The sequence below is a fragment of the Vibrio azureus genome (assembly GCF_002849855.1).
Classification (GTDB): Bacteria; Pseudomonadota; Gammaproteobacteria; order Enterobacterales; family Vibrionaceae; genus Vibrio; species Vibrio azureus.
Map to the genome: position 1 here is coordinate 1,030,837 of NZ_CP018616.1, position 26,975 is coordinate 1,057,811.

The 26,975-nt window shown below is 43.2% G+C and carries 22 protein-coding genes; 13 read left to right on the forward strand and 9 right to left on the reverse strand.

All coding sequences use genetic code 11. The features are described 5' to 3' along the window. The first annotated feature begins 4 nt into the window (after window positions 1-4). The 3 genes from BS333_RS04885 to BS333_RS04895 all read left to right on the forward strand — a co-directional run bounded on the left by BS333_RS04885 (window position 5) and on the right by BS333_RS04895 (window position 3,332). Entirely contained in the window at window positions 5-886 is an 882-nt protein-coding gene (locus BS333_RS04885; RefSeq protein WP_021708633.1) for a phosphotransferase, read from the forward strand. A 72-nt stretch (window positions 887-958) separates the two neighbouring features. After that, on the forward strand, window positions 959-1,498 hold the full coding sequence (gene ycfP / locus BS333_RS04890; protein WP_021708634.1) for an alpha/beta hydrolase YcfP: 540 nt from the start codon (window positions 959-961) through the stop codon (window positions 1,496-1,498). 544 nt (window positions 1,499-2,042) lie between these two features. Then, window positions 2,043-3,332 carry an NAD(P)/FAD-dependent oxidoreductase gene (locus tag BS333_RS04895; protein ID WP_021708635.1) on the forward strand — a complete coding sequence of 430 codons (1,290 nt, stop codon included), beginning with the start codon at window positions 2,043-2,045 and terminating at the stop codon, window positions 3,330-3,332. Window positions 3,333-3,404: 72 nt separating this feature from the next. Here BS333_RS04895 and BS333_RS04900 read toward each other — a convergent pair whose 3' ends face one another. The 4 genes from BS333_RS04900 to BS333_RS04915 form a co-directional block, all read right to left on the reverse strand. Further along, on the reverse strand, window positions 3,405-3,953 hold the full coding sequence (locus BS333_RS04900; protein WP_021708636.1) for a GNAT family N-acetyltransferase: 549 nt from the start codon (window positions 3,951-3,953) through the stop codon (window positions 3,405-3,407). A gap of 148 nt (window positions 3,954-4,101) precedes the next feature. Beyond that, complete coding sequence (locus BS333_RS04905) at window positions 4,102-4,923, reverse strand: peptidoglycan binding protein CsiV (RefSeq protein ID WP_021708637.1); 822 nt, start codon at window positions 4,921-4,923, stop codon at window positions 4,102-4,104. Window positions 4,924-4,930: 7 nt separating this feature from the next. Then, the gene (mfd, locus tag BS333_RS04910; protein WP_021708638.1) at window positions 4,931-8,392 is read right to left on the reverse strand and encodes a transcription-repair coupling factor; all 3,462 of its coding nucleotides are present in this window, start codon (window positions 8,390-8,392) and stop codon (window positions 4,931-4,933) included. 5 nt (window positions 8,393-8,397) lie between these two features. After that, complete coding sequence (locus BS333_RS04915) at window positions 8,398-8,967, reverse strand: PilZ domain-containing protein (RefSeq protein WP_021708639.1); 570 nt, start codon at window positions 8,965-8,967, stop codon at window positions 8,398-8,400. A gap of 317 nt (window positions 8,968-9,284) precedes the next feature. Between BS333_RS04915 and BS333_RS04920 the strand changes: the two genes are divergently transcribed. From BS333_RS04920 to lolE, 5 genes are all read left to right on the forward strand, one after another. Further along, complete coding sequence (locus BS333_RS04920; RefSeq protein WP_021708640.1) at window positions 9,285-9,686, forward strand: type III secretion system chaperone; 402 nt, start codon at window positions 9,285-9,287, stop codon at window positions 9,684-9,686. Beyond that, window positions 9,686-10,609, forward strand: a complete 924-nt coding sequence (locus tag BS333_RS04925) for a hypothetical protein (RefSeq protein WP_021708641.1) — start codon at window positions 9,686-9,688, stop codon at window positions 10,607-10,609. Before BS333_RS04920 ends, BS333_RS04925 begins: the two co-directional genes overlap by 1 nt. Window positions 10,610-11,038: 429 nt before the next feature. Further along, a complete protein-coding gene (lolC, locus tag BS333_RS04930) occupies window positions 11,039-12,247 on the forward strand; it encodes a lipoprotein-releasing ABC transporter permease subunit LolC (protein ID WP_033003386.1) in 1,209 nt (402 codons plus the stop codon). Next, window positions 12,240-12,938, forward strand: a complete 699-nt coding sequence (gene lolD / locus BS333_RS04935) for a lipoprotein-releasing ABC transporter ATP-binding protein LolD (RefSeq protein WP_021708643.1) — start codon at window positions 12,240-12,242, stop codon at window positions 12,936-12,938. Before lolC ends, lolD begins: the two co-directional genes overlap by 8 nt. A gap of 1 nt (window position 12,939) precedes the next feature. Beyond that, complete coding sequence (lolE, locus tag BS333_RS04940) at window positions 12,940-14,184, forward strand: lipoprotein-releasing ABC transporter permease subunit LolE (protein ID WP_021708644.1); 1,245 nt, start codon at window positions 12,940-12,942, stop codon at window positions 14,182-14,184. A 192-nt stretch (window positions 14,185-14,376) separates the two neighbouring features. Here lolE and BS333_RS04945 read toward each other — a convergent pair whose 3' ends face one another. Next, window positions 14,377-14,886 carry a DUF2062 domain-containing protein gene (locus BS333_RS04945; RefSeq protein ID WP_021708645.1) on the reverse strand — a complete coding sequence of 170 codons (510 nt, stop codon included), beginning with the start codon at window positions 14,884-14,886 and terminating at the stop codon, window positions 14,377-14,379. A gap of 8 nt (window positions 14,887-14,894) precedes the next feature. Between BS333_RS04945 and BS333_RS04950 the strand changes: the two genes are divergently transcribed. The 5 genes from BS333_RS04950 to kdsB are packed head-to-tail and all read left to right on the forward strand — an operon-like array spanning window position 14,895 to window position 20,881. Next, window positions 14,895-17,174, forward strand: coding sequence for a DNA internalization-related competence protein ComEC/Rec2 (locus tag BS333_RS04950; protein WP_021708646.1), 2,280 nt, complete (start codon window positions 14,895-14,897; stop codon window positions 17,172-17,174). Between the two features lie 30 nt (window positions 17,175-17,204). Further along, the gene (gene msbA / locus BS333_RS04955) at window positions 17,205-18,962 is read left to right on the forward strand and encodes a lipid A ABC transporter ATP-binding protein/permease MsbA (RefSeq protein WP_021708647.1); all 1,758 of its coding nucleotides are present in this window, start codon (window positions 17,205-17,207) and stop codon (window positions 18,960-18,962) included. Then, window positions 18,959-19,966, forward strand: coding sequence for a tetraacyldisaccharide 4'-kinase (gene lpxK, locus BS333_RS04960; protein ID WP_021708648.1), 1,008 nt, complete (start codon window positions 18,959-18,961; stop codon window positions 19,964-19,966). The genes msbA and lpxK overlap by 4 nt, the downstream gene beginning before the upstream one ends. After that, complete coding sequence (locus BS333_RS04965; protein ID WP_009707122.1) at window positions 19,947-20,126, forward strand: Trm112 family protein; 180 nt, start codon at window positions 19,947-19,949, stop codon at window positions 20,124-20,126. Before lpxK ends, BS333_RS04965 begins: the two co-directional genes overlap by 20 nt. Continuing rightward, entirely contained in the window at window positions 20,126-20,881 is a 756-nt protein-coding gene (gene kdsB, locus BS333_RS04970; RefSeq protein WP_021708649.1) for a 3-deoxy-manno-octulosonate cytidylyltransferase, read from the forward strand. The genes BS333_RS04965 and kdsB overlap by 1 nt, the downstream gene beginning before the upstream one ends. Window positions 20,882-21,056: 175 nt before the next feature. On the opposite strand, the gene BS333_RS04975 is transcribed toward kdsB, so the two are convergent. The 4 genes from BS333_RS04975 to BS333_RS04990 all read right to left on the reverse strand — a co-directional run bounded on the left by BS333_RS04975 (window position 21,057) and on the right by BS333_RS04990 (window position 26,922). Then, window positions 21,057-22,616 (reverse strand): SpoVR family protein, encoded by a 1,560-nt coding sequence (locus tag BS333_RS04975; protein WP_021708650.1) that lies wholly within the window; start codon window positions 22,614-22,616, stop codon window positions 21,057-21,059. Window positions 22,617-22,627: 11 nt separating this feature from the next. Then, window positions 22,628-23,899 (reverse strand): YeaH/YhbH family protein, encoded by a 1,272-nt coding sequence (locus BS333_RS04980; protein ID WP_021708651.1) that lies wholly within the window; start codon window positions 23,897-23,899, stop codon window positions 22,628-22,630. Window positions 23,900-23,944: 45 nt separating this feature from the next. Next, window positions 23,945-25,879: a PrkA family serine protein kinase gene (locus tag BS333_RS04985; protein WP_021708652.1), complete on the reverse strand. Its 1,935-nt coding sequence runs from the start codon at window positions 25,877-25,879 to the stop codon at window positions 23,945-23,947. Window positions 25,880-26,421: 542 nt separating this feature from the next. Beyond that, window positions 26,422-26,922, reverse strand: coding sequence for a YfbU family protein (locus BS333_RS04990; RefSeq protein WP_021708654.1), 501 nt, complete (start codon window positions 26,920-26,922; stop codon window positions 26,422-26,424). Window positions 26,923-26,975 lie beyond the last annotated feature (53 nt).

A 26,975-nucleotide genomic window follows, 5' to 3' on the forward strand; every position in this document is an offset into this window, starting at 1 on the left:
TATCATGGTATGGCTACCTTGGCAGCAAGCTAAGCGGCAAGAGCCGAGTTTATTATCCCTTGATGACTTCTTCACTGTACCACCAGTCGCAGCACAAATGTTGACTGGTGGTCTGACTAATCGTTGCTGGCGAGTGAAAGATTCAATTAATAAAGAATATGTTTGGCGACCGCTTAGTCAAGCATGTCAGCTTTTTGCTATATCCAGAGACTATGAATTTCAGGTCCTCACGGCACTGGAATCAACAGACCTTGCCCCTAAACCTGTTATGCTCAACGCGCATGGTTTATTGGTCGAGTGGGTCAGTGGCACACCGCTGAATGACGCAAAGCTAGATACAGAGCGGATGATTGCCATTATGGCTTCTATTCATGACCTGTCATTAGACACTAAAGATATAGGCCGTTTTTCCTTTACCGCTAGAGTCGAGCATTATTGGCATCAACTTGGCGGAGAGTATGCTGATACAGAATTTGAGCTATTGTATCGTCAATGGTGTTGTGAGCCTCTTCTGGATTCCGTCCCTGAAGCATTATGCCACTTTGACTTAGGTGGATATAACTTAATATCACATCCATCAGGCATCAAAGTGATTGATTGGGAGTATGCTGCTGTTGCGGACCCAAGAATTGATCTTGCTTTGTCACTCCCATTGGCAAATATTTCCTTTGAAGACGGTGTACGACATTACTGCCAAACACGTAGAGTCGATAACATTGCTCTTTGGTTGGAAGGGGTAATAGCTTGGTACCCAAGAACTTTACTGATGGCGATGCTGTGGTATTTGCTTGCTTTTCGTCATTGGAAAGACCCACAATACTTTATGGTAGCCAAACAGTTAAAGCAGCAATTGATCTCAAGTGATCACTGTTTTGATAAATCGTGATGTTTGACCTTTATCCCTATATAAAAAGTGGTATTTTACCACGACATAGGTTTATTTATAGGGAAGCTCACATTGATTATTTATTTGCATGGTTTCGATAGCACCAGCCCGGGCAATCACGAAAAAGTACTCCAACTGCAGTTTATTGATGAGGATGTTCGTTTTATCAACTATAGTACGCTGCATCCCAAGCATGATATGCAACATTTATTAAAAGAAGTGTCTAAGGTCATTGTTCAGTCAGATGATGAGGCGCCTTTGATTTGTGGTGTAGGCCTAGGCGCCTATTGGTCTGAGCGTATCGGGTTTCTCTGTGGAATCAAACAAGTGATGTTTAATCCTAATCTGCATCCAGAAAAAACCATGCAAGGTCGAATTGATCGTCCAGAAGAGTATGAAGATATTGCAACAAAATGTGTCGAACAGTTCCGATCTAAAAACCGTGATAACTGTTTGGTGATTTTGTCTCAGCATGATGAGGTTCATGATAATGCACTTTCTGCTCAAGAATTAGAGCCTTATTACCCAATAATTTGGGATGCGACTCAAACTCATAAGTTCAAAAAAATATCCCATCATTTACAGTCTATCAAGGCTTTCCAAGCGCAATAATCGATGTGAATTCATTCATATCAGCTATCTTTAAACAGTACTTCTTGAAGTGCTGTTTTTTGCTTTGAGGAGCCTTTAAAAATACCTGATACTGGAAGTGATTTAGATTTTTTTAGACAGATAGATTTCTAAAGACTGTGCTTGATTAATTCCAACAAGTGGATCAATTTTGTTCAGTTAATGAATGGACTGAGCAACCATTTCGAACAGGATTTTTGTTGCTATCAAACGATTGCTCTATATAATGAACTCAACAAAAACAGTTTGATAAACGTCAAGAAAAGTTGAGAATAAGTGATAAAACCGGATATCATTTTGTATTATCCCTCACATCTCAAACAAAGACACCATACTCATCGAGCAAGACTCACTGCACGACTAACACAACCATAAATATAAGCAGCAGAGGATAAGTATTGGTCAATTATCCAACAACGGGAATCCCTCTAAATTATACCCAAAAAGAATTCATCGGCTGGATGCTTAGAAATGACTGAAGTCATCGAGTCGAACCCATATATTTATTTTTGTAGAGGATAACATTGTGACACGTATTATCGTTGTAGGTGGCGGTGCTGGTGGCCTTGAGTTGGCTACCAAACTAGGTCGCACGCTGGGTCGTAAAGATCGAGCACAAATTACCTTAGTGGATCGTAAAGCGAGCCATCTATGGAAGCCTTTGTTGCATGAAGTGGCCACGGGCTCATTGGATGCAGGGGTTGATGCACTTAGCTATCGTGCTCACGCGAAGAATCACAGTTTTGACTTTCAAATGGGAAGTCTTGAAGCGATTGATCGTGAGAAAAAAAACATTACCTTGAGTGAGCTTAAGGATGAACATGGCGAGCTTCTTATCCCAAGTCGTGAGTTAAATTACGATATTTTGGTGATGGCTCTTGGATCAACTTCAAATGACTTCAACACACCAGGTGTTCGCGACAACTGTATTTTCCTTGATAGTCCAGAACAAGCTCACCGTTTCCGTAATGAAATGAACAATGAGTTCCTAAAGTTACATGCGAAAAATGGTCATGGCACAGTGGATATTGCGATTGTCGGTGGTGGAGCAACAGGGGTAGAGCTGTCGGCAGAGCTCCATAACGCGGTAAAAGAACTTCGTACCTACGGTTTTGGCGATTTAGACTCAACCAAGCTGAATGTTAACTTGATTGAAGCTGGTGAGCGTATTTTACCTGCATTGCCTACTCGTATCTCAGCAACAGCACACCAAGAGTTAACAAAGTTGGGTGTACATGTTCGTACGGCAACAATGATCACTCAAGCAGATAAAGACGGTTTAATCACCAAAGACGGTGAAAAGATTCCAGCGCAAATCATGGTGTGGGCTGCCGGTATTAAAGCGCCTGATTTTATGAAAGATATCGCAGGGCTAGAAACGAACCGAATCAACCAGTTGGTGGTGAAAAGTACACTGCAAACTACGCGTGATGACGATATTTTCGTGATTGGTGATCTTGCACAATGCACGCAAGCCGATGGCTCATTTGTACCGCCGCGTGCACAAGCAGCACACCAAATGGCCAGCCTAGCGTTTAAAAATATTGTGGCCAAATTGAACGGACGTGAACTTAAGGATTACGTTTACAAAGATCATGGGTCGCTTGTGTCTTTGAGTCGTTTCTCTACAGTAGGCAGCTTGATGGGCAATCTAACCAAGGGCTCAATGATGGTCGAAGGTCGAATCGCACGAATTGTGTATATTTCTCTTTACCGCATGCACCAAATGGCCTTGCATGGCATGGTGAAGACTGGTTTGATGATGCTGGTTGGCCGCATTAACCGCGTACTGAGACCGAATCTCAAATTACACTGATTTGATATTTGATATTTGATATTTGATATTTGATATTTGATATTAAGCCATCGTTTGCACACGATGGCTTTTTTATTTTATGTCACTCGGAATTAATGAGTAAACGACTCCCGTTCGTGGCTGTCCATTAAAAATATAACGGTTACGAGCCAGTGATTCTTGTTTAGCGCCGACGGATTTTATCACCGTATGGCTTGCCGCATTATCGGGATCACACACGATTTCAAGGCGGGTTAAATTGAGCGTGTTGAAACAAAAGGTTACCAGTGTTTGTATGGCTTCTTTAGCGTGCCCTTGGTTTTGATAATCATCCGCAATCCAGTAACCAAGGCTGGCCATATTGAAACACGGATAAAGTTCAGTAATTGCAACCATACCGATGACGTGTTGAGTATTAGACTCGTATACCCCGAAGCCGAATGCTTGCCCCTTGATCCAATTTACGCGAGTTGCAAGAATAAACTCGTGCACTTCATCAAACGTGAGGTCCTTGTGGCACCAATCTAACCACTGATGAAGTGAAGGTGAGTTTTTGAGAAGTTTACTGAGCTGTGTCGCATCAGCAGAAGGGATAAGACGAAGCGTTAACCGACAACTGCTAATCTCGAAATCTGGACTCATAAATGTTCGCCTCTCAGGTTTAATAACCAAGATTAGACTCATTTAACAGAGTTTTTTAAGGTTATTTGGCTATTATACTTAAGTACTTGAGGTCACTTGGGTATATGAGTCAGCGCTACTTATGCAGTGCTGACTCAAAAGGGGGGCTTTATTTAACAGGACGAACTTGAATAAGCATGCCCACTAACGGATTATCAAGGTAGTGGATCTCACCACTGCGCATACGTCGAGTTTGATCCATGCGGATCGTTTGCAAGAAGCTCTCTTGTTCTGCACTTGGCAATATATTACTAAAGTTGCCTACTTGCGTTGTTGCATCTTGAGTATCTGGGGCTTTTGGCTCATTAACGCCCTTTAGGTTGGTTTCCTGCTTGGTACCAAAAAATACATCTGTTGAGGGCATTGCTTGTGAGGCAAAAGCGCCAGTGCGAGTGGTAGGCTCACGAAAATCAAGCATGGTATCAGCGAACAGATAATGCTGAACGTAAATTTGTAAAGTACCATCCAGTTCGTACAAAGGTTTAGGCTCTGAAGCATACGTTTTATCATCGATGGTGGCAGATGACCAATCCCCATGGCTTGCTTGACCATTGGCTTGATAAGAATCTGAAAAGTCACGTCCGCCTACAATATGAAAAATGGGCGCACTGGCTTTACCCTGATCGCCCTGACGCCATGCCACATGTTTGAGAACCTTAAAACCCGCATGGTTATTTAAGGCCGTTGCTTGTCTATTTAAACGGTAAGCAGAGCGTGGCAGCAAGCTCACTCCTTTGGATTGACGGTAACTTACGTCATCTAAACTTCCTGCTCGGCTCATTTCAATGTTTGGTAGTTCGTTTGGCCAAGTCTCATGGGTATTTTTAGCATCAAGGGCGCGCTTAAAAATAATGACTTCAATATCAAATTGGCGCCCTGCCCATGACGGCATAGACGCAAAAATTAGAAGTAATGGGATCAGTATTCTCATTCAAATATTAGCTCGCTGGTAATAAATTCTCTTTAAAGTCATGAAGTAACTCTTTAACGAACCTCATACGCTGTCGTCTGTCCGTTAATGGTATGGTGAACTTTAACTTAGTTGGGCCTTCCATCGCAAATTTTTGCGGATTTGATTGCAATATTGTTACTAAGTAGGCCGGGTTAATGTCAGCGTTAGGATAAAATTCGATGAAACCACCTTTATCATGTGCTTCGATCTTTTTCACCTTGATACTATTCGCGGTTACTTTCAATTCAGCGATCGCGAGTAAGTTTTTAACCGCATCAGGTAAGAGTCCAAATCGGTCAATTAATTCAATTTTTAATTCGGACAATCCTTCATTATCGGTCACGCCAGCAAGGCGTTTGTATATCGAAAGACGGGTGTTCACATCAGGGATATAATCATCTGGTAATAATGCTGGGATCCGCATTTCGACTTCAGTTTGCTCGCGAAGCAATTCATCCAGTGAGGGCTCTTTGCCTTCTTTTAATGCCTCTACAGCTTGCTCGAGCATTTCCATGTATAACGTAAAGCCAACGGATTGAATTTGCCCACTTTGTTCGTCTCCAAGTAGCTCGCCAGCGCCTCTAATTTCAAGATCGTGAGTCGCCAAAGTGAAGCCAGCCCCCAGATCTTCAAGTGACGCAATGGCATCGAGGCGTTTGATCGCATCCTTGGTCATCGCTTTTGGATGTGGCGTCAGCAAATAAGCATATGCTTGATGATGTGAACGGCCTACTCGACCACGAAGTTGGTGCAATTGCGCAAGCCCCAAGTTATCAGCACGATCCATTAAGATTGTATTTGCGGTCGGGACATCGATACCTGTTTCGATGATGGTCGTGCAAACCAGCAAGTTGAAACGTTGATGATAGAAATCATTCATAATCCGCTCGAGTTCGCGCTCACGCATTTGGCCATGTGCAACCGTTACACGAGCTTCAGGGATCAATGCTTGTAAGTCTTCTGCGGCTTTCTCGATGGTTTCGACTTGGTTATGAAGGAAGTAAACCTGACCACCGCGCATGATTTCTCGTAATACGGCCTCACGGATCACTGAGTCTTCACGCTGGCGAACAAATGTTTTTATCGCTAAACGGCGCGCAGGAGGTGTAGCGATAATAGAGAGGTCGCGCATACCACTCATGGCCATATTCAAAGTTCGAGGAATTGGCGTTGCCGTTAGAGTAAGAATATCAACATCGGCACGCATGGCTTTTACTTTCTCTTTTTGTCGAACCCCAAAGCGGTGTTCTTCATCTACGATAAGTAAGCCAAGATCTTTGAAATTAATATCGCTTGAGAGTAATTTGTGTGTCCCTACTACAATATCCACCTTACCATCAGCAACATCCTGCAAAATGATCTTCTGCTCTTTGGCTGACTTAAAGCGTGACAAAACTTCGACGCGAATGGGTAGGTTTGCAAAACGATCACGGAAGTTCTCAAAGTGTTGTTGAGCGAGCAGGGTGGTAGGGACCAAGACTGCTACTTGCTTACCGTTATCGGTGGCAACGAATGCTGCGCGCATGGCTACTTCGGTTTTACCAAAGCCGACATCCCCACAGACAAGACGGTCCATTGCTTTTGCTTGGCACATATCCGATAACACTGCGTTGATTGCCATAGCTTGGTCATCGGTTTCTTCAAATGGAAAAGAAGCTTTGAAGGTCGCATACTGGCCTCGATCTAACATGAACTTAAAGCCAGGTTTAAGCTCCCTTTTGGCATAAACGTCAAGCAGCTCAGCTGCGACGTCACGGACTTTCTCTGCTGCTTTTCTGCGCGCTTTAGCCCAAGTTTCTCCCCCCAGTTTGTGTAAAGGTGCGCTTTCTTCACTACCACCAGAATAACGACTGATAAGGTTGAGTGAAGCAACGGGGACATACAGTTTTGCTTCATTTTGATACTCTAGGGTTACGTATTCAGTCTTCAATCCCCCGGCTTCAAGGGTTTGCAAACCCAGATAACGTCCAATACCATGATCGATATGCACCACTGGTTGGCCCGGCTTGAGCTCCGCTAGATGTCGAATAACAGTATCGCTATTTACTGACTTTTTATCTTTTCGACGACGTTGAATGACACGGTCGCCCAATAAGTCACTTTCAGTGATTAGGGCAAAGTTAAGTTCATCGTGAATAAACCCGTGTTCTGCAGCGCCTAAGATCAGACAAAAACGCTCGTTCGATTCTATGGCTTGGTAAAATGAGTCGAATGCAACAGGGCGAATTTTAATGCCTTGTAGTAACTCTGAAAGTGCCTCACGGCGTCCTTCTGACTCAACCGAAAAGATGATTTTGCCTGTATATTGCTCACTGAATTGTCTTAAGCGAGCCAGTGGCTCTTTATTTTGTTGTTGTACACCTAACTCTGAGAGTGATTGAGTTGCTAGGTTTTGACGCCCTGCACGTTTCACCACACTGTCAACACTTAACTGTGCTTGTGGCAGTTGTTTTAATTGCAGATACAACTCATCTTTTTTCAGCCAAAGACTGTGTGGCTCAAGTAAAGGTCTGAGTGGATCAATTTTCTTCTGATCGTAGCGATATTCAACGTCGTTAAGAAACGTATCAATCGACGATTCAATATCACCATATGTAATCAGCAATGAGTCTTCAGGCAGGTAGTCAAACAGAGTTTCGGTATGGTCGAAGAACAAAGGTTGCCAGTATTCAATACCTGCAGGCCAAGTCCCCTTTGTTACTTGCATGTAGATAGACTCTGGCTCACGTCTGGCTTCAAACTGACTGCGCCAGCGTGTTCTGAACTCTTCAATGGCTTCTTTGGTGGTTGGAAATTCGTGCGCAGGCAGTAATTGGATCTGCGTCATGTCTTCCTGTGAGCGTTGGTTCTCTGGATCGAAAGTACGAATAGTATCAATCTCGTCGTCAAAGAAATCAATCCGAAATGGTTCGGAGCTGCCCATAGGAAATAAATCTAGAATTGAGCCACGGCAGGCGTACTCACCGTGACCAAATACTTGATCGACATGACGGTAGCCTGAGTTCTCTAATTGTAAGCGTAGCTTGTCTAGTGAGCATTGGTCACCCGTTTTGACCATCAGAGTGTGCTGCAATAAAAAGCTGCGAGGAGATTGACGTTGCAGTGCTGTACTGACAGGAACGATGGTGATTCCTTCACGTTGATGAGGTAACTGGTATAAACGTGAAATACGGTCGGATGTGATGTCCTGATGTGGTGAAAAGTTATCGTAGGGCAAGGTTTCCCAGTCAGGAAACAAACTCACCGGTTTGTCGGTAAATTGTTCAATTTCTGCGAGAAGTTTTAGCGCGATCTGAGGATCTGGCACCACTAAAAGTGTATGACTGGTATGTTGCTTGGCCATCTCTGCGATAACTAGTGGTAGAGCCGCCCCCGGTAGGTTGCCGAGTTGTTTTTTATCACCACTTCCACATGGATTGGTAACAGAGAGAATTGTATTTTTTGTCATGATAATTATTTGCTGTCTCGTTCTAATGAGCGCTGGCGTAGCAGTTTTTGTTGTTGGAAGAGGGCGGCTTTGATCAGTAAGTCTTGATCTTCATCCCGTAACATCTTGTATTTTAAGGTGACCAAGTGCATGTCTGATTGGATTTGAACCTCGCTCACTTGGGCATAGCAAAATATTGCTGACGCTGGGTGATCTAAGAACAGCTTGACTCTGACCAACTGATTGACTTCCAGTGGTTGCTCAGTTTGGTAGGTGAGTTGGCTTGCACCAAATTGAGTGGTTTTAAAGCGAATACTTGCATCATCTTGTTGAGCAAGCATAAAGCCTAATAGCAAGTTCAGCTTTTTGTTCTGAGTTTCTAATAAATGAATCAGATGTTTGAATTCTTTGTTTTTTAGCTCTAAGGACGTGTTGTCCGCCATCATATCTAGATGGCTGCATTCACTGGCGACAATAAAGGGAGTGGGAATTTCAGCCACAAAGCTTTCGTTGTCAGGTATAGCAAAGTGTTGAGGTAACACTTCGACATTGATGGTCAGACTATGGTGTACCGTGAAATATTCTTGGTCTGTCATGATGCACACTCCTTTCGACTCGTTTGCCCGCTCAACGGTTAAGCTTTCTTTGTCTTTTAAACATAGCAAGACAGGGGATTGATTATCGCTAATCGGCGTAAGTTATCAAGTCTCGTAGACAACTTGTGTTTTTGGGCTCTGAATTTCCTTGTGGCATCAGGTACAGTGAAATCGCTCTGAATAAGGCACTTTAAGGTCACTGGGTATAGAAGATATTCACTTTAGGCAATATAAAGAAATACGACGATTTCTTATATTTATTCCATATTGGCTATTGTAGCTTTCAGTTATTAGTTTTATTTAAGTAAGAATACATTATGAATCTAGAAGAAAAGCTTATTGAATTAGCAAAAGAAGAAAACTCTCTTCAGCTGGATAAAATGTCAAGTACAGAGTGGTTACTAAAAACATCTGGTGACTTACTCGTGAAGTTTGAAGCAATTGATCGTCATGTCGTGATTTCTTGCGTGATCGATGAAAACCCAATAGCTGAAAAATTCTATAAAATGATGCTCATGTACAATAGCTTACATCTCGAGACTGGTGGTGTTTTCATGGGTTTAACCGATCAATATCAGCCAGTAATGCAGGTTTCGTTGTTCGAAGAGAGTTTTATTATCGAAGAAGGGCTCAATTTTATATCGGTACTAGAAAATTGGAAAAAAGAATTTACAAGCTTAAAAAATACAAATAGTCAATATGATGGGGTGAGAGTCTAATGAAATTTGATAATTCAGTGAAGTTATCCGATGTTATAAAAAACCTAAATTTAAAATTAGAAGATAATAATAAAGAATTAAGGTTTAGTAATGGAAATTTATATGTTAAAGATGAAAAGAATGCTAGTACAAATATTGTCTCAAGTTTTTTTCATAGGAACCAAGCAGAGCAGAATATTAAACAAGCAATTATAAATGAATATTTTTTGAGTGACAAAGAGGCGAGCTTGCTGTTAAAGAATATTAAAGCCCAAAAATCAACAGGTATTACTGTGGGAGATGTAATAAATGTTAGCACATCACCTTACACAACAAACCCTAACATGATCGCTAAGATGGGTAACATGGAGAAAGTGACATTTTCCAATAATGAGCCTGTTCCAAAAGCGTTGGACGACGTGTTGTCTATGATAAGTATCAATTCTCAAAGAACAAAACAACAAATATTAACGTTCGTTGAAAATCACAAGTTTGATATTCCACAGTACTTATACCGTGCAGATCCAGGTGGTGAAAAAGTATTACAAGATGGCTTAAAACCCAGAAATGATGGCTTTGTAACCGCTTCAAAAGAAGAAAAAATGATCGCTGCGATTAAACATTCAGGGTCAACAACTGGGTTAGGAGATACGATTTCATTTACAGCAGATAGGAGTATTGCTTTCAAGTATCATGGTCAGGGAGGAAAAGAATTGTTCAGGCTTGATACTTCTGAATTTGATGATTCTGAATTTGATGAAGGTTCTTTTATAACAACACCAGAACTTATCTTGAAGGTTGGGCCACAGCTTGTCGAAGATGGAAAAATGGATAAACGAGTATTACATACTTTATTGAATAGATTTTACACAACGGATGCATATACAGAAATGGAAGTGTTTTTTATAGGGAAGGGCAACCTAATTCCTGTGAAAGATCTATAACTGAAATACACGGTGGCTTAACTAGGTGAACTCAGCTCAGTGACACGCTCCCAATGTTCGAGCGACCTTAACTCTCAGACTTTGTTTACGATTCTCAATGTTGAGCCACTATATCTTCGAATCGTTGCTGCGCCTTAGAGCTAAGGTCATCGGTCATCTCGCTGAACGCAGCATCTTGAAGCTACTTTTGTATAGATTCTTTTTAGGTTACTTGGATATCAGCTTAAAAGCCCCCTTGGCACAGACAAGTTAAGGATAAGCCCGCAAATGCTCTCTCTGCTTCCTTGGCCGATTACGTTAAATCAAAATGAGCCAGTAATGTCCTAACATTGACAAATTTACGGATTCTCTTGTCTTAATTGTGCTCAGAGTAAGGTAAGATAGGGGATTCGTTTTAGACACTGTATACAGTCCGTTGGTTTGTCTTATATGTATCATCCAATTTCTCTATTTATCGGCTTAAGGTATCTTCGAGGGCGTTCTGGAGACCGATTCAGCCGATTTGTCTCTTATATGTCCACTGCCGGCATTACCATAGGTGTCATGTCACTGATTACGGTTTTGTCAGTGATGAATGGTTTTGAATCTCAACTCAAAGAACGAATTCTCGGCGTGCTGCCTCATGCCGTGGTGTCGCAACATCAAGGAAAAACCCCACTCAGCGACGGTACGCCAGCTTTTATCCAGGAATTATCTGAGATGGCTCCACCTGAGCCGATTGTGCGCGGTGAAGCTGTTATCCAAAGCTCGGCACAATTAACTGCTGGGTATTTGATTGGCATTGAGCCGAAAATAAACGATCCAATGGCAGCTCACCTTATTGCAGGGCGATTACCTTCGCTCCAAGCTGGTGAATACAATGTTATCTTGGGCCATAGTCTAGCCCGCGCTTTAAGAGTCTCGATTGGCGATAAAGTTCGCTTAATGGTCACAAATGCGTCCCAATTTACTCCGTTAGGGCGTATCCCGAGTCAGCGTAATTTTACAGTATCAGGCATTTTTAATACTGGCTCTGATGTGGATGCACAGCTAATGGTGGTCAACATCACTGATGCCGCAAAGTTAATGCGTTTACCTAAGCAGACCATATCAGGGTGGCGATTGTTTTTCTCTGATCCATTTACAGTGACGGAATTTGCCGATAAACCCTTACCAGAAAGCTGGCAATGGAGTGACTGGCGTGATCAACGCGGGGAACTTTTCCAAGCGGTTAAAATGGAAAAAAACATGATGGGCTTGATGCTCGGTTTGATCGTGGGTGTGGCTGCATTCAATATTATCTCTGCTTTGATCATGGTTGTGATGGAGAAACAATCGGAAGTTGCAATCCTTAAAACTCAAGGAATGTCACAGCGACAAGTGATGACCATTTTTATGGTGCAAGGTGCAAGTAGCGGAGTGATTGGTTCGATTGCCGGTGGCATTACAGGTGTTACTTTAGCCTTAAACCTAAATACTCTTCTGGCTGCCGCGGGTGTCGCACTCTTTAGCTTTGGTGGGCAATTACCGATTGTCATTGAGCCGTTACAAATTTTATTGGTTGTTTTGTTAGCGATAGCGCTTAGTCTTATCGCGACTGTTTATCCATCTTACCGAGCATCATCTGTGAAACCTGCTGAGGCACTTCGTTATGAATAAATTATTAGAATGTCGAGATATTCGCAAAACTTACCGCGAAGGCTCATTAGATACTGAAGTGTTAAAAGGGGTGAGTTTTGACCTGAAAAAAGGGGAATTAGTGTCAATCGTCGGTTCTTCTGGTTCAGGAAAAAGTACCTTGCTACATATCCTTGGTGCTTTGGACGATACTACGTCGGGGGAGGTGCAGTTTTTAGGTCATAAACTCGCACAATTGAGTGCAAATAAACAAGCGGCCTTGCGGAACAAGCATCTTGGGTTTGTTTATCAATTTCATCATTTATTAGCTGATTTTTCAGCGTTAGAAAATGTGGCTATGCCGCTGCTAATTGGTGGAACGAAAGCTTCAGAAGCAAAAAAAGCGGCTCAAGCATTACTGGAAAAAGTCGGCTTAGGGCATCGTGTGGGCCATCGTCCTTCAGAGCTCTCTGGCGGAGAGCGTCAACGAGTTGCGATTGCACGCGCTTTAGTCAATAAGCCGGACTTAGTATTAGCGGATGAGCCAACAGGGAACTTGGATCATAATACTGCTTTAGCGATTTATGATTTGATGCGAGAGCTGAATCAAGAATCCAATATTGCCTTTTTAGTCGTCACACATGACAGTGAACTGGCGGCCAAAATGGATCGTCAAATGCACATGAAAGATGGTTTGCTCGTCGACAGTTTGATGGCAGTAAAGGAGGCTTGATTTGTTTTCATCGTTAGCATTGATGATCGGCAGCCGATTTAGCCGAGCCAAAAAACGCAATAAAATGGTCTCCTTTATTTCTCTCTCTTCCATGATAGGGATTGCTGTTGGTGTGGCAGTGATCATCATTGGTTTATCAGCAATGAATGGCTTTGAGCGAGAACTGCAATCACGAGTACTGTCTGTCATTCCTCATGCTGAGCTTGAGGGCGCTGATGGGCCTTTACAGGATTATCGTACAACGATGCATCAAGCAACGAGTCATCCAAATGTTGTTGCCGCTGCGCCATACGTCCGTTTTACTGGGTTAATAGAGAAGGGCAGTAAGCTAAAGGCAATCGAAGTTCGTGGTGTGGAACCTACCTTTGAGCAGGCGGTGTCCAGCATGTCCGATTTTATTGATTCAAAGACATGGCAAAACTTTCACCCTGACCAACAACAGATTATTTTAGGTCGAGGTGTTGCTCAACAATTGCAGGTCAATGTTGGAGATTATGTGACCTTGTTGATTCCACAAGTCGGTCAAACGGATAAGGTTCAAGCTCCGAGACGTGTTCGAGTGAAAGTGGTTGGGTTTCTGACATTAAATGGGCAAATCGACCACTCGCTCGTATTGGTTCCTCTAAAGGATGCTCAATACTACACGCGTTTAGGTGAGGGAGTGACAGGGGTCGCTTTGAAAACCAACGATGTATTGAATGCTCCTACTATTGTTCGTCAAGTTGGACAACAGATTGATTCCTATGTTTATTTGAAAAGCTGGCAGCAGAAATTTGGGTTCTTATACCGAGATATCCAGCTCGTACGCACCATCATGTATCTTGTTATGGTACTGGTGATTGGCGTGGCATGTTTTAATATTGTTTCCACTTTAATGATGGCGGTGAAAGATCGTGCCGGGGACATCGCAATTTTGCGCACCATGGGTGCAAAAGACCGTTTAATCAAGCAAATCTTTATTTGGCAGGGTATTTTTTCAGGTGTGTTAGGAAGTGCTATTGGTAGCCTGTTTGGGATCGCCATTGCTTTGAATCTTACTCCCTTTATGAAGGCTATTGAGCATCTGATTGGCCATCAATTTTTGTCCGGGGACATCTATTTTGTCGACTTCTTGCCATCACAATTATATTGGCCAGACGTTGTCTTGGTGTCGACCACGGCGATCCTTTTGAGCTTATTAGCTACGTGGTATCCCGCCTCTCGGGCTGCAAAGCTTAATCCTGCAATGGTATTAAGTTCGAAATAACGTCTGTTAGTTTTGCTCATATCGCCTGATGAAAGAAAAACCCAGAGGTCTCAAAGAGCTCTGGGTTTTTCTTTGCGATATGCCCGAATCTCATACTGAGCGCACATCAGGTTTCAGTGTCAGCGTTAGCTGCTTCCCAGTTTGCTTCGTGAACTCTATCAATCCATACAAAAGACTTTATCTTATTTCGCGTTATCTTATTTTGCGTTTGTTCCAGCTTCTAACAACGGAATAGCGCCAAAGGCCTCGAATGCCAAAATACCCCACTATGGCAGAAACCACGCCACAGACGGCACAACCAAGCAGGAAAGGAGGCCCAATCGTGTGCATTTGTTGCATGATAAAGTCCCAAGAAAGTTCGAAATAGAAAGGCTGTGGAGGGACCTGCATAATGAAAGCACCGAGCTTGTAAGCGAAATAAAACAATACCGGCATGGTGATTGGGTTACTTACCCAAACGAGGGCTACCGAGAGAGGAAGATTGACACCAAGAAGAATGGCAAGGCCAGCAGACATGATCATTTGGCTTGGTAGCGGCACAAACGCCATAAACAGTCCGACCGCAAAAGCCCCCGAAGCGGAGCGGCGGTTAAGGCACCATAAGTTTGGATTATATAAAACGTTGCCGAAGAGCTGGAGGGCTTTTTGGCGTTTAATCATTTCATGATCGGGCATGAAGCGCTTTATGAGCTTTTTAGGCATAGGACAACATGGCTCTCTGTGGAAAAAGTGTGACCTTGGTCTTCATCGTTGTATGTATTATCACATCGGTGTGGTGGCCGAGCATGCCGAGTTGGCAATGGTTACTATTTGGAATGCTTGCCTTAACGGCTTTGATGAAATTACGATTTGCTTTCATTGGGTTAAGTGTAAATTTCATTGCATTAGGCGTCTTCTTAGGCTGCATGATTGTGATCTTACATGGTAATGTCATGGCGTATCAAAGGCAGACCCTGTTCCAAGTTGGCGGTGATATTACCATAAATGGAACAGTTACCAGGGCTTTTAGCAAAAAAAGTCATGGCTATGAAGCCATTATTGTCGTCGATAGGGTCGATTCTGACAAGTTACTGCCGTTTCTTAAACCCAAAATTCGTCTATTTTCTTCGAGGTCACTAGAAGTTGGCAGTCAGTTCATTACAACTGTGAAGATGAAACCAATCTTTGGCTGGATGAATGAAGCTGGATTGGACTCTGAAAAACAAGCGATGTCGAAAGGTATCGTCGCGGCTGCCGTCGTTAATAAACAGTCGAAATGGATAATTCGAAGTCAGCCGTCTCATCGCCAAATTGTTATTGAGCAGATCAGCAAACAGATCACGGACTTGAAACATCATGCTCTCATTCGTGCATTGGCTTTTAATGATCGCACTGGTTTGGATGACAGTGATTGGCAGTCTTTAAGGGATAGCGGTCTGATACACTTAATATCGATATCTGGCCTGCATATCGGCATGGCTTTCTCTTTCGGCCTAGTTATCGGTTGGTTGATTCGTTATTTCATCCCCCGTTATGCTTTTCTTCCTCACTTTTTGGGCTTAATCGTCGCTTTGATGTACGCATGGTTAGCGAATTTCTCACTACCAACGACGCGGGCGTTTTCTGTATGTGTCATCTATCTAATATTAAGAGTCTTCTTGATTCACTGGAGCGCGTGGCGCGTCGTGTTACTGGCCTTGGTGGTGCAACTGTGTATCGAACCATTTGCCATATTGAGTATCAGTTTTTGGCTTTCTTATTTGTCAGTTGGTGCGGTGTTATTAACCGTCAATGCCGTACAGCGGCAGCCACAATCAAAGTGGACGGCGTTATTGGTATTACTTAAGGTACAAATAGTGCTCACCGCGCTCATCGTACCGATAAGTGGTTACTTTTTTTCTGGCACCAGTTTGATCTCACTGTTTTACAATCTTTTCTTTATTCCTTGGTTTGGCTTGCTCGTTGTTCCTTTGATGTTCTTGGCATTGATTATTTCGCTGTTGTCCTCATCTTTGGCAAGCGTGATTTGGCTACTCCTTGACTGGTCTTTATGGCCGCTGAGTTGGTCTTTACCCTTCGCGAGTGGATATTGGTATATCTTAAATCAGCAAATGATTTTATTAGTCAGTGTTATTTGTGGGCTTTTGCTATTCGGGCGCTTTCTAAAATCCAATGGTTTTATAGTGCTGCTTCTCATTACATGCAGTCTTGTGCTGTTTCGTGAAAGACCAAAGCATCAATGGCGTTTAGATGTTCTCGATGTTGGACATGGACTGGCCGTGCTTATTGAAAAGAACAACCAGTGGCTTTTGTACGACACGGGCAAAGCATGGATTGGTGGCAGCATTGCAGAGCATGTGATAGCCCCTATTTTGTACCAAAGAGGAGTGAGCAGACTCGATACGCTTATTATCAGTCATATGGACTCTGATCACTCCGGTGGGCGAGCGTATATTGAAGAGCAATTTACCCCACGACATAAAGTCAGCAGCCAATATTTGAATTCTTATCAAGCCTGTGTGGCTGGCAATAGCTGGTTGTGGCAAGGACTGCGATTTGAAGTTCTTTGGCCACCAAGTCGGGTCACTCGGGCTTATAATCCCCATTCTTGTGTGATTCGCGTTGTTGACCCTATATCTCAGTTTCGAGTAATGCTAACAGGAGACATTGAAAGCGTCAGTGAGTGGATGTTAGCGCGCCAAGCGGACAAATTAACCAGTGATGTCATGTTAGTTCCTCACCATGGCAGTAAAACTTCCTCGAATCTTTCATTTATCCAATCTGTTAGCCCGAAATTAGCCATAGCTTCATTGGCTAAAGGTAACCAATGGAATATGCCAGCAAAACAGGTGGTTAATAATTACCAACAGCAGCAGGCACATTGGTTAGATACGGGGGAAAATGGCCAAGTAACGGTGCATGTGACTGGTCAAAGTTGGTACTTTAACACCAAACGAACGGGGACTTTTACCTCTTGGTATAGGCAGATGCTGCGTAAGGGAGTAGAATAAAGGTCTAAGTGTAAGAAAAAAAGTACCTCTATGTCGATAAATACTGATGAAACTACTTGGCAGACCTTTGGACGCCTGTGGCAATTTATCCGCCTTTATAAATCTGGTTTGATCGTTGCGGTGATAGCATTAGTGGTGAATGCTTTATCCGATACCTATATGATTTCCTTACTCAAGCCTCTTTTGGATGAAGGCTTTGGTAATACCCAATCTGACTTTCTGCGTATATTACCCGTGATTGTGTTTGTTATGATGTTTGTTCGCGGGGTGAGCGGCTTTGTTTCCACTTACTGTTTAAGTTGGGTGTCTGGTAATGTGGTGATGCAGATTCGTCGCATGGTTTTTAATCACTACATGCATATGCCCGTTGCCTATTTTGATAAAGAAAAAACCGGAACGCTCCTTTCGCGTATTACCTATGATTCAGAACAGGTTTCTGCTGCCACAAGTAATGCATTGGTGAGCATTGTTCGTGAAGGTGCCAGCATTATTGGTCTGCTAGGCTTGATGTTTTACAACAGCTGGCAACTCTCGCTTGTGCTTCTAGCGGTTGCCCCAATGGTTGCCTTTGCGATTCGAGTGGTTTCTAAGCGTTTTAGAAAAATATCTAAAAACATGCAAACTATGATGGGCCAAGTCACCGCATCCGCTGAACAAATGCTCAAAGGGCATAAGGTTGTGTTGAGCTACGGTGGACAAGAGATCGAAGGCCAACGCTTTGAAAAAGTCAGTAACCAAATGCGCCAGCAAAACATGAAATTGGTGACTGCTCAAGCTGCTGCTAACCCAATTATTCAAATGATCGCTTCGATTGCTATTGTTGTTGTGCTGTATCTTGCAAGTGTTGACTCGATTAAAGAGCAGCTGACTCCTGGTACATTTACCGTGGTATTTTCAGCCATGTTTGGTTTGTTAAGACCACTGAAATCACTGACCAGTGTAACCTCACAATTCCAGCGTGGTATGGCAGCGAGTCAAACCTTGTTTGCTTTGGTCGATTTAGAACCAGAGAAAAATCAAGGTAAATACAAAGTAGAGCGAGCAAAAGGGGACGTGTCGGTTAAGGATGTGAGCTTTGCTTACGATGAGGCACCTAAAAAGGCGCTTGATTCGATTAGTTTTGATATTCCAAGCGGTAAGACAGTCGCACTGGTTGGTCGTTCAGGATCTGGCAAGAGTACTATTGCTAACCTATTTAATCGTTTTTACGATGTAAGCTCGGGTTCGATTACGTTAGACGGTCATGATATTCGTGATTATGAGCTTAAGAACCTCAGAGAGCAATTTGCGTTGGTTTCTCAAAACGTACACCTCTTTAATGACACGATAGCGAACAATATCGCTTATGCGGCAGAGCATAAATACAGTCGAGAAGAGATTGAAAATGCAGCGACACTGGCTCACGCGACAGAATTTATCACTAAGATGGATGACGGTTTTGATTCCGTAGTAGGGGAAAACGGAGCCAGTCTGTCTGGCGGTCAGAAGCAGCGAATTGCGATTGCTCGTGCGTTACTGCGTGATTCACCCGTTTTGATCCTAGACGAAGCTACCTCAGCACTGGATACTGAATCGGAGAGAGCGATTCAACTTGCTCTGGATGAACTGCAAAAAGATAAAACAGTATTAGTGATTGCTCACCGCTTATCAACGATTGAGAAAGCTGATGAGATACTCGTTGTGGATGATGGCCTTATTGTTGAGCGAGGTAGTCATGCAGAGCTCCTTGCTAAAGATGGAGCCTATGCTCAATTGCACCGAATTCAGTTTGGTAACTCTCAATCGTGATTGAAAAAATTTGGTTTGAACACCCTCCATGGGCATGGTTACTCTGGCCACTTCTCTGGCCACTGAGCTATTTATTCGGCGTGATTAGTGGATATAAGCGACGTCAGTACCAGAAAGGCGATAAGGCCGTTTATCGAGCTCCTGTTCCCGTTGTGGTCGTCGGTAATATTACCGCTGGTGGCAATGGAAAGACCCCAGTTGTGGTGTGGCTTGTTGAACAGCTTCAGCAGCTTGGCTATAAGCCTGGTGTTGTATCTCGTGGTTATGGCGCTAAAGCACCCAGTTATCCATTGGTTTTGAGCCAAGAGACCCCTGCTAAACATTGTGGAGACGAACCTAAATTAATTCATCGCAGAACGGGAGCCCCTGTTGCCGTGGACCCAAATCGCTCAAATGCAGTGAGAGCATTGGTTAAGTTAGGGGTAGATGTGATCATCACTGATGATGGACTTCAACATTATGCGCTCGCCCGTGATATTGAGCTTGTCGTGGTGGATGGGCATCGCCGTTTTGGTAATGAAAAATTGATCCCTCTTGGTCCATTACGTGAGAACACTGCACGCTTGAATGAGGTCGACTTTATCATCACCAACGGCAGTCAAGCTCTGCAAGGGGAAATGCCGATGGTATTGCAGCCATCTAGGGCGATCAACCTGAAAACCAAGCAGCAGGTGGATGTGGCATCTTTAAAAGAATTGGTTGCCTTTGCTGGAATTGGTCATCCGCCAAGATTCTTTAAGACACTAGGCCAAATGGGCGCGGATGTGAAAGTGGCCAAAGGATTCGCGGATCATCAAGAATTTGACCCAAAAGAACTTTATACATTGGCCCAACAAGGGGCGAATGTCATTATGACAGAAAAAGATGCCGTAAAATGCGATCAATATGCCCACGACAATTGGTGGTATTTACCAGTATCGGCGCAGTTTAATTCAGCGGATGCTGAGAAAATTTTAGAACGAATCAAAGAGGTCAAAGCAACTTATGGATCACCGTCTGCTTGAGATTGTGGCTTGTCCAGTTTGTAAAGGTAAGCTGACATATGACAAAGATAACCAAGAATTGATCTGCAAACTGGATCGCCTTGCTTATCCGATTAAAGAAGGTATTCCGGTTCTTTTAGAGCCAGAAGCGAGAGCTATGAGCATGGATGAGGGACGCTAATGTCTTTTACGGTTGTCATTCCTGCCCGCTATGCTTCAAGCCGCTTACCCGGTAAACCTCTCGCCGATATTGGCGGTAAGCCTATGATTCAATGGGTTTATGAGCAAGCCATTCAAGCGGGGGCTCATGATGTCATCATCGCAACGGATGACGAACGTGTGGCACAGCGAGTAGAGCAATTTGGTGGTAAAGTCTGTATGACGTCACCAAACCATGAATCAGGTACTGAGCGCTTGGCTGAAGTGGTCAAAAAGATGGCGATCGCGGAGGATCACATCATTGTTAATGTTCAAGGGGATGAGCCATTAATTCCACCTGAGATTATTCATCAGGTTGCTGAAAACCTTGCTAATAACCAGGCACCGATGGCCACATTGGCCGTTGAAATTGAATCGGAAGATGAAATATTCAACCCCAATGCGGTTAAAGTGGTCGTCAATGAGCAAGGGTATGCGATGTACTTTAGTCGTGCTTCTATCCCTTGGGATCGTGATAACTTTGCCTCTCCAGGCAAGCAGGTAGTAAGACCATTGCTGCGTCACATTGGTATTTATGCGTATCGTGCTGGCTTTATCAATACATACGTGAATTGGCAACCCAGTGCGATTGAGCAAGTAGAATGTTTAGAGCAGTTGCGCGTTCTTTGGTACGGTGAAAAGATCCATGTTGATGTTGCCAAACAAGCACCAGCAGCAGGGGTCGATACGGTTGAAGACTTAGAACTGGTTCGTTCAATCGTTGCCCAGCGTGGATAACCGCCGCTATTATTGAAGCACTCGGTAACTCACCGAGTCGGAAATACTTGGCAATGAATGAGTCGTCGCTGGGACGAATAAATAAAGGCTTTCAAGTTTTATCTTGAAAGCCTTTTTTGATGGCACTGCGTCTGAATCACAGAATTGAGACTGGCAAAGTCTCAGTGATGGATATTCAGATGCTAGAATCGTACTGATTGCGTTTTGGGCATGTGGCTAAAATTTCGCGATGACCCGTGTCTTTTACTTCCTCTAAGATGACATCAAAGCCCCACAAACGGTATACATGCTTCAAGACTTCTTCATGGCTATTGTGCAGAGGAATTCGGTTATGAGGCACGTATTGAAGTGTCAAAGATCGGTCGCCACGGACATCAACATTGTAAACTTGAATATTTGGCTCTAAGTTTGCCAAATTATACTGAGCGGCCAGTTTTTCACGGATTCGTTTGTAACCCATCTCATCATGAATAGCGGATACTTCAATGAAGTTTTTACGATCATCATCTTCAACCGCAAACAATTTAAAATCGCGGATGAGTTTCGGTGATAAATATTGGCTGATGAAACTTTCATCCTTGAAGTTATGCATCGCGAAATGAAGAGAATCAAGCCAATCCGATCCTGCTAGGTCAGGAAACCACTCTTTATCTTCATCAGTTGGCTCTTCGCAAATACGCTTGATATCACGGAACATAGCAAAACCAAGAGCGTAAGGATTAATACCACTGAAATAAGGACTATTGTAAGCAGGCTGAGCGACCACACTGGTATGGCTATGTAAAAACTCTAAAATAAACTTCTCAGATACCAATCCTTCATCGTAGAGATGGTTCAGGATCGTGTAATGCCAGAACGTTGCCCAGCCTTCGTTCATTACTTGAGTTTGCTTTTGAGGGTAAAAGTATTGACTGACTTTACGCACAATTCGGACTATTTCCCGCTGCCATGGTTCTAGCAGTGGAGCATGTTTTTCGAAGAAGTAGAGCAAGTTCTCTTGCGGCTCACTTGGAAAGCGCACTTTAATGTCTTCTTCTTTTGTTTTCGCTTGAGGAACAGTACGCCAAAGTTCGTTCACTTGTGATTGTAAGTAACTTTCGCGTTCTTCTTGGCGGGCCTTTTCTTCATTAATTGAAATTTTCTCTGGTCGTTTGTATCGGTCAACACCGAAATTCATCAAAGCATGACAGGAGTCTAACAGTTGTTCTACTTCCTGAACGCCATAGCGCTCCTCACATTTAGCAATGTAATTCTTGGCAAATAGTAAGTAGTCAATAATTGAACTCGCGTCAGTCCAAGTTTGAAACAGATAGTTACCCTTGAAGAAAGAGTTGTGGCCGTAGCAAGCATGCGCGATAACCAAGGCTTGCATTGTCACCGTATTCTCTTCCATTAGATAAGCAATACAAGGGTTGGAGTTGATCACGATCTCGTAGGCTAAACCCATTTGACCATGTTTATAGTTTTGCTCGGTTTGAATGAACTTCTTACCAAATGACCAGTGGTTATAATTAATGGGCATACCAATGCTGGAATAAGCATCCATCATTTGTTCTGAAGTGATGACTTCGATCTGATTAGGGTAGGTATCAAGACGATAAAATTCTGCGACGCGTTTGATTTCTTTGTGGTAGCGCTCCAGTAGTTCGAACGTCCAATCTGGTCCATCGGGAAGACGTCCCGATTGACTGTTGTCTGAAGCGGTATCCGATACCTTTCTTGTTGTTGTTTTCATGCGTCGCCTCCTTACGCCGTTTCTTTTTGGAATAACTCACGGAAAACTGGGAAAATATCCTCCACAGATCGGATGTTCTTCATGGCAAAATTCGGGAATGCTTCCGAGAGCTTTTCGTACTCGTGCCAGAGAGTCTGGTGAGAACGTCGAGTGATCTCAATGTAGGAGTAGTACTGACAATGAGGCAGCAACTTGTTAACTAGCAGGTCTCGACAGCGAGGTGAATCATCCGCCCAGTTATCACCATCAGAGGCTTGAGCAGCGTAGATATTCCATTGATTAAGTGGGTAGCGCTCTTTAATTATCTCATCCATAAGTTTGAGCGCACTAGAAACAATCGTTCCGCCTGTTTCTTGCGAATAGAAAAACTCGTGTTCATCGACTTCTTTTGCCTGAGTATGGTGGCGAATGAAGACGACTTCGACATTTTCGTAAGTACGATTCAAGAAAAGATACAGCAACACGTAAAAGCGTTTAGCGATATCTTTAGTTGCTTGGTCCATCGAACCTGAAACATCCATCAAGCAGAACATAACCGCTTGGCTAGATGGAATAGGGCGTTTCTCATAGTTTTTGAACCTTAAATCGAATGTGTCGATAAACGGCACGCTTTCAATTTTTTTACGCAGTTCGATGATCTCTGCTTTTAAGCGGTTTTCTTCGAGCGTTTGTGCAGGTTCAATGTTCTGAATATCGGTCAGTTGATCTTCCAGTTCATTGAGCATTCGCTTTTTACCCGCAGTCATTGCTGTTCTACGTGCTAGAGATTGTTGTAACGAACGAACCACAGCAATGTTGGATGGTATCCCTGCTGTTTGATAGCCTGCGCGGTGTGTTTTCCACTCGGTGATTTTAGTGATTTGATTTTTCTCAAGGTTTGGTAGCTCGAGATCTTCAAAGAGGATATCGAGGTACTCATCTTTTGAAATTTGGAAAACGAATTCATCTTGCCCTTCACCATCCGGGCTGGCGTTACCTTCGCCTGAGCCACCGCCTTGACCTCCACCTTTCGGGCGCTCCATTTTGTCCCCTTGGATGAATTGGTCATTACCCGGGTGCACCCGTTCCCTCGCACCACCGCTGCCCTGATGGAACATCGGCTCATTGATGTCTTTGTGCGGAATGGCGACGTCTTCGCCGGTTTCGGTATTGGTTATTGAGCGTCGATTCACTGCGTCAGCTACCGACTCTTTTATTTGCTCCTTATGGCGCTTTAAGAAGCGCTGTCGATTAACAGCGCTCTTATTTTTGCCATTGAGCCTTCGGTCTATAAATTGCGCCATGAAATTCCCCTCTTCATGTTTCACAAGCGACCTAACTCACATGGGTTAGGATGACTTACGTACTCGTAGATACCATTCAGAAAGTAGGCGCACTTGCTTCTCTGTGTAGCCTTTTTCCATCATACGAGCGACAAAGTCGTCGTGTTTCTTCTGATCTTCAGAAGATGTTTTCGCATTGAATGAGATAACCGGTAGCAGTTCTTCTGTGTTGGAGAACATCTTCTTCTCGATTACTGTGCGCAGTTTTTCGTAGCTAGTCCAAACTGGATTTTGTCCATTGTTATTGGCTTTTGCACGAAGGACAAAATTAACGATCTCGTTACGGAAGTCCTTAGGATTGGAAATACCTGCAGTCTTTTCAATTTTTTCTAGTTCAGCATTAAGGGAAGCACGATCGAACAGTTGGCCTGTTTCTGGGTCGCGGTACTCTTGGTCTTGAATCCAGAAGTCAGCATAGGTGACGTAGCGGTCAAAGATGTTTTGACCATACTCGGAGTATGATTCAAGGTAAGCAGTTTGTACTTCTTTACCAATAAACTCTACATAACGAGGCACTAGGTAACCTTTGAGGAACTCAAGGTATTTCTCTGCAACTTCGCTTGGGAATTGTTCGCGTTCGACTTGTTGTTCTATGACATAGAATAGGTGCACTGGGTTAGCTGCAACTTCAGATTGGTCGAAGTTAAACACTCTTGACAGTATTTTGAAGGCAAAACGAGTAGAAAGACCATTCATGCCCTCATCAACACCAGCAAAGTCTCGATACTCTTGATAGCTTTTGGCTTTTGGATCAGTGTCTTTTAGAGTCTCACCGTCATACACTCGCATCTTAGAGAAAATAGACGAGTTATCCGGCTCTTTAAGTCTTGAGAGGATACTAAATTGAGCCAGTGTTTCTAAAGTACTTGGAGAGCAAGGAGCGGTTGAAAGCTCACTGTTCTCAAGGAGTTTTTTGTAGATTTTGACTTCTTCAGAGACACGTAAGCAATAAGGTACTTTTACAATGTAGACCCTATCTAGAAAGGCTTCGTTATTTTTGTTATTGCGGAACGTTTGCCACTCCGATTCATTGGAGTGCGCCAAGATCATGCCGTCAAATGGAATCGCTGATAAACCTTCGGTGCCGTTGAAATTACCTTCCTGCGTTGCTGTAAGTAAAGGGTGCAAGACTTTAATTGGGGCCTTGAACATTTCCACGAATTCCATCAACCCTTGGTTGGCCTTACAAAGTGCACCGGAATAGCTGTAAGCGTCAGGGTCATCTTGAGAAAAATGCTCGAGTTGTCGAATATCCACTTTACCAACGAGTGATGAAATATCTTGGTTGTTTTCATCGCCTGGTTCCGTTTTAGCGATACCCGTTTGATCCAAGATAGAAGGGCGAACTTTGAGCACTTTGAACTGAGTGATGTCGCCACCAAATTCATGCAGGCGTTTTGCTGCCCATGGCGACATGATAGAGCGCAGGTAACGAGGCTCTATACCATATTCTTTTTTGAGTATTTCTCCATCCTCAGTTGCATTGAATAGACAAAATGGGTGATCGTTAACTGGGCTGCGTTCACCGTTAGCACTCAACACGTAAATTGGCATTTTCTCCATGAGAGATTTTAGTTTCTCAGCTAAGGATGATTTACCGCCGCCAACAGGACCTAATAGGTAAAGAATTTGCTTGCGCTCTTCTAAACCTTGAGCCGCATGTTTCAAATACGAGACAATTTGCTCGATGGCATCTTCCATACCGTAAAAATCTTTAAACGTGTCATAGCGTGATATCACACGGTTAGAGAAAATACGACTCAGCGTTGGATCTTGGGCTGTATCAATTACTTCAGGTTCACCTATTGCCAATAGCAGTCTTTCGGCCGCATTCGCATAAGCACTCTTGTCGTCCTTGCACAGGGCTAAGAAATCCTGTAACGACATCTCTTCATCTTTGGAATCTTCATATCTAGATTGATAGTGGTCGAAAATACTCATGTCGTTTCCCCTTTAATTGTCAGTCTATTGACGAACGTTGATTTCAGCTTATCCGTGTTTAAAGTGTTCATTTACAAAGTGAAAGTGAACATCCTGTTATCAAACTTAGTGCGTGAATTTTTTTACTCTTCCATCAGAGCAACGACATGCTGTGGAAGGGTTTTCACTGCAACTTAGAGCGATGGGTAAGCTTTTTTCAATCACTCCTTTCCTCTATTTAATCCTAGTCGGGGATCCACAATTTTGCTTAGCTATTATGAATTTATTGTCTAAATTAACATCTACATCACTAATTAAAGGTATATAGATTAAGATGTGTATCGACTCAGAGAGTGGGGTAACCGTGGGGGATGCGTATGGTTGAGCAACTGGGTTCTTATATTTTTTGTCAGAGTTAAACTTGAGATCAAATGACAAAAAACGCAGTGACTAGGTGTGAGAGTTTGAAGCCCGTCATTCAAAATTAGCCAGATAACGGCACAATCAAAACATGAGAAAAACAAGCAGAGGAGAGCAGGTTACTCTCCTCAACAAAGTCATAGTTAAGCACCTAAGATCTGAGTTAGCTCATTAGGGCATAAATGATACTGACGAGGGCAGCAGCGCCATGTTTTTACCATGCGTCGGTATTTATCCAACATTGGCGTTTGACTGTTAAAGTGATGGTCACCCTTATCAAATTGCGTATATAGACCTTCAGAATCAACAAGGAAACGAACATAGTGTACACGTTGTACCTCTGTCGATAGGTCAAAACCAAGAAACTCGAGGCGGCGCTTATCAACTTTATAGCACTCATCGCTATGTAGCATTTTGAAGGACTCTTGCATGGCGTGATACATTTCCATGACTTCAATTATTTCACGACATTCAGCTTCTGCAATGCTGCCAAAGCTTTTGTCTAACTCATGCATTTGCAGTTCATACCCACGTTCAACGATGATTTGTAAACGACTGTATTTTGATGCATTGTTTGGGTCTAGTTGTGATAATAACTTATATTGGTTTGATAAAATCAAACGTTGAGCGTTTGACATTTCCATGGCAGGCCTCACAAAAAGCGAATACGGATTTTATGGGTCTAGGTTATCGTGAT